This window comes from Acidithiobacillus sp. TH-A35 (genome assembly GCF_057473505.1).
Map to the genome: position 1 here is coordinate 1 of NZ_JBYCKR010000236.1, position 4,788 is coordinate 4,788.

General features: G+C 59.4%; 3 protein-coding genes and 1 pseudogene. All 4 read right to left on the reverse strand.

Translation table 11 applies throughout. The features are described 5' to 3' along the window. Window positions 1–239 (reverse strand): annotated as a pseudogene (locus tag AC2VNK_RS07885) (phosphoribosyltransferase); the annotation flags it as partial. Window positions 240–328: 89 nt separating this feature from the next. After that, window positions 329–886 carry an HdeD family acid-resistance protein gene (locus AC2VNK_RS07890; protein WP_486883395.1) on the reverse strand — a complete coding sequence of 186 codons (558 nt, stop codon included), beginning with the start codon at window positions 884–886 and terminating at the stop codon, window positions 329–331. Window positions 887–899: 13 nt separating this feature from the next. Beyond that, window positions 900–3,425, reverse strand: coding sequence for an alpha-glucan family phosphorylase (gene glgP / locus AC2VNK_RS07895; RefSeq protein WP_486883396.1), 2,526 nt, complete (start codon window positions 3,423–3,425; stop codon window positions 900–902). A gap of 37 nt (window positions 3,426–3,462) precedes the next feature. Beyond that, a partial coding sequence (pyk, locus tag AC2VNK_RS07900) for a pyruvate kinase (RefSeq protein WP_486883397.1) occupies window positions 3,463–4,788 on the reverse strand: 1,326 nt, incomplete at its 5' end.

Genomic DNA, 4,788 nt, shown 5'->3' on the forward strand with positions numbered 1-4,788 from the left:
CCATCTTCATCGACGGCGCCTATTGCGTATTCGGGGTTGCCCGGTGCCCCGATTTTGCGCACCAGGACGACGTCAAGGTCCCCGTGGAGGGTATTGGCGATGATGCACCCCATGGGCAGCGCTCCACGTGGAATAGCGAGTACCAAGGGGTGTTTACCCGCATAAGAGGCCAAGCGATGGGCTAGTAATTCCGCTGCCGCTTCACGGTTGGCAAAATGTTGTGGAATCGTGGTCATCATTAGTCCTCCAGTGATTCAGATAATGCAGCAACGCCGCATTAAGGGTTAATGTTCCCGCTATGTGCACGTGCGCATGGCGTTATTCGAGACTATTTGTTGTCTCCGGCAACGGCGTTACGGAGCATCAGCAGAATGATGCCATCAAAAATCAGATTTACGCCCACAAAGATGCCGACCAGAATGAGCGAACCCTGCGGCCAAGTGACAAAAAACAGAATGGCTATGGCAATATCGATCCCTCCACTGAAAATAAACCAACCCCGCCCGTGGCCGGTGTGGGTGTTGGATTGGGTGAAGTTGCGGTAAGCATCGAGCACAAAGTAGAGGATGAACATAAGGCCGATGGCGGCGATACCGGCGTTGGGCAGTGCAATCATGATCCCGCCGGTAATGAGCAGAAGCACCGGTTTCAGCCAGTCTGCCAACTGGTGCTGATGCATCTGATAACTGTGGATGATCCAGGTGAACCCGGCCATGATCAATATGGCCGCCAGCACCCCATCGGTTACGGCAGAAAGAATGACCGGACTCAGCAGCCCGAAAAGGCCGATAACGATCAGGGCGATGGCAATCGGCAGGAGGTATTTGCCAAACATTTTGCGCTCGGCTTCGACGATAGTGGGGAGATCAGGTATCTGATTATTCATGAAGTTATCCCTCTCAGCGATACCAAAGTATCTCGGTGCTTTCCATGGGAACCAAACATCCGTCGCGATGCGGAATGATCCTCGGCGTGAAACGTTCGACCGCGCTTTGGGCAGGCACTGCACAGGTATAATTGTAGCTATTAATTGCCCCACTTAAGGCGTCGCCGCGCGTCATTGCATAGATTTTAGGGCCTTGCCCTCCGTCGCCATTGGCAAAGAGTTGTACCGCCACGGCGTCGGCGTCAAGATCATCCAGATATACATGCACCTGAAAATGATGTGCGTCCGTGTCACTTTGTACATTCAGTTCGCCAAAATGCAGGCCCTGCCAATGCTGACGAATGTCATGCTGCCATCGAGTGATCCCGTCCACCGTAGCCCGTTCGCTACGGGCGGCGAGGAGGCGGGCAGCGGGGGTATATAAAGAGTGTACGTATTCCTGCAACATGCGATTGCTGCTGAATTGCGGGGTCAGCCGGCTCATGCTTTCGCGGATTTTGTTTATCCATCCACAGGGGCAGCCGTTGGCATCACGCTGATGGTAGAAGAGGGGAACAACCTCTTCCTCCAACAGACGGTAAAGCTGTTCTGCCTCCAGGCGGTTCCATTCCGGGTCGCTATCGTGCTCCTGACCGTCCCCCAACGCCCAGCCGGTCTCCGGGCTATAGGCCTCGGCCCACCAGCCATCCAGCTCCGAGAGGTTGAGGCCGCCGTTGACCAGCACTTTCATGCCACTGGTGCCACTGGCTTCCCAGGGACGAAGCGGGGTATTGATCCACAGGTCAACACCTTGCACCAGTTGTTCGGCGACCATCATGTCATAATCGGCGATGAAGACCATGCGCCCGGCCAGATCGGGATGTTGATGAATAAATTGGGTCCATTGCTGGATCATGGCCTTGCCGGCACCATCCTTGGGATGTGCCTTGCCCGCGATCAGCAGTTGTACGGGACAGTGGGGATTATTCAGCAGACGGTAGAGACGGTCCGGATCAGTCAGCAGCATATTGGGGCGCTTGTAGGCGGCAAAGCGGCGGGCGAAACCGATGGTAAGGGTATTGGGGTCGAGTGCCGTTTTGGCCTGTTCGCAGTCCTGATCGGGTGCGTGTGCGGCTGCCAGTTGTTTTTGCAGACGTTGCCGGGCGAAGTGGATCACCTGCTGGCGCGCGGTGCTGCGCAGTTGCCAGATATCCTCATCGGAGGTCTGGCGAAAATCCGCTTCGATATCCTTTAAGTCCCCCAGCCAGCGTGCCTTGCCGCAATGGTTGGTCCATAAGGCGTCGGCTTCAGCGGAATCCCAGGAGGGCGTATGAACGCCATTGGTGACATGGGTGACGGGGACTTCGTCCTCGGGCCAGCGTGGGAACAGGGGTTGGAACAAACGACGGCTGACGGCCCCATGCAGGCGACTGACGCCATTGACGGTAAGGCTGCCGTGAATGGCGAGCCAGGCCATATTGAAAGGTTCGCGGGTGTCTTCGGGATTCTCCCGGCCCAAGGCGAGGATCGTCTCTACATCTATGCCGAAGGCCCTGGGTGCGCCGGCGACGTAGCGCGTCAGCAGTTCCGGCGGAAAGCGGTCGAAACCGGCGGAAACGGGGGTATGGGTGGTGAAGATATTCCCAGCGCGGGTAGCGGTAAGGGCGCAGGGGAAATCGGTCCCATGATCCTGCATGTGGCTGTAGGCCCGGGCAAGAATGGCGAAGGCAGCATGCCCTTCGTTGAGGTGGCAGATATCTGGCTGGATCCCCAGGCGGCGCAGCAGCATCCAGCCGCCGACGCCTAGGCAGATTTCCTGCTGCAGGCGAGTCTCCGGGCCGCCACCGTAGAGTTCGGCGGTGATGCCGCGATCGGAGGGGGCGTTGAGGGGGTCGTTGCTGTCGAGCAAATACAGAGTCACCCGACCGACCTTGGCCTGCCAGGCGCGGAGGATGACTTTACGGCCGGGGAAAGGCAATTCTAGGCGGAGCCATTCGCCCGACGCGTCCCGCACCGGAGTGACGGGCATCTGGGTGGGGTCGTTGTAGGGATAGAGCTCGATCTGGCGACCGCAATCGTCGAGGCTCTGGCGAAAATAACCCTGCTGCCAGAGCATGCCGATACCCAGCAGAGGAATACCGAGATCGCTGGCGGTTTTCAGGCAGTCGCCAGCAAGGATACCGAGGCCTCCCGAGTAGATGGGCAGGGACTCGGACAGGCCAAACTCCATGCTGAAATAGGCCACTTGACTGAAGGGCGGGTGGGGATAGGTTTTGCCGAACCAGCATGTTTGCGCGAGGCGGTCGCGGTGCTCGCTGACGAAGGTGTTCAGCTTCGCGATAAAATCCTGGTCCTGGGCCAGTTGCTGGAGCGTATTGCCGCCGACATTTTGCAGAATCAGCCAGGGATTGCGGGTTTGCTCCCAGAGTTCAGGAGCGATGTGCTGCCAGAGCGTGTCGGCGGCATGGCTCCAGGACCAGCGCAGGTCGAGTGCAAGTTCGGCTAGACCGGTCAGTGATTCGGGAAGTTGCGGGAGAAGGTAGCAAGGGGTAATGGTCACAAAATTCTCCGGTTCAGTGGGATGTGCGGTGAGTAGATCAGTGGGGGGCGACTTGCTCCAGACGCATAATCTCTAAACGGTTGGTGCCACCGGGGTGGCCCTGGCTCGGGCCCTGGGTAAGGAGAATGAGGCCTTTTTCTATACCCTGAGTGACCAGCCAGCGGCGGACGGCTTGTTCCCAGCCCTGATCAGGGCTCGGCATTTCCATGGCATGCACGCCATAATGAAAGCACAGGCGTTGGCAAGTGCGGTCATGGGGGCTGAGGGCCAGGATCCAGGGGGTTAAGCGGAAGCGCGCGATGCGGGCTGCGGTGGTGCCCGTTTCCGTGGGGGTGACGATAAACAGCGGATTCAGATGCTCGGCGGCGGTGCGGACATCCCAGGCGATTACCGACTCCACACTGGGCGCGTCGTGCAGGGTTTCTGCATCGAGCGGACTCAGCTCAGATCGGGATTTTTCGGTGATGCGGGCGATTTCCGCCAGCATTTTCACTGCATCGACGGGATAATCGCCCATGGCTGATTCTTCGGAGAGCATGACACAGTCGGTACCGTCGAGGACGGCGTTGGCCACGTCCGTCACCTCCGCACGGGTGGGGCGACGGTTGTGGACCATGGATTCCAGCATCTGGGTGGCGGTGATGACCGGCTTGCCTACCGCGCGGGCCTTGCGGATGAGGCGCTTTTGAATCAGCGCGATCTGCCCGATGGGTACCTCTACGCCAAGGTCACCGCGCGCCACCATGATGCCGTCGGCGGCGGCGATGATGGCATCAATATGCCTCCAGGCCCGTGCCCTTTCGATTTTGGCCACCAGAAATGGGTCATAACCCAAGGCCTGCGCTTCCCGGCGGGCGGAGTGCAGGTCTTCCGGCGTTTCCACAAAAGAGACACTCAGCCCGTCGACGCCGGCCTCCAGCGCGAAGGCCAGCAATTCGCGATCAGCCGAGGTGAGGGCGCCACCTTCCAGTGTCACCCCGGGCAGATTGACGCCCTTATGGGAGAGGAGTACGCCGCCGACCACCACCCGGCAGTGGATACCGGCAGGAGCATGCTGCTCTACACTCAACTCGATGAAGCCATCATTCAGAAACACCGTGTCACCCTTGACCAGAGGACGGGAAAGGCGGGGCAGATCCAGGGGAATCTGCTCTGGGGTTCCGGGTGCATCAGGGGCGAGGAGTACCCGGCTGCCGCGTTTGAGGGTGACCGGGGCGGGCAGCACACCGATACGGATTTTAGGGCCGGGCAGGTCAGCGAGGATGGCAACGCGCTGTCCCACCTTTTCCGCCGCAGCGCGGATACGGCCAATGCGGGTGCGGTGTTCATCCGGCGTACCGTGAGCGAGATTCAGGCGGGCCAC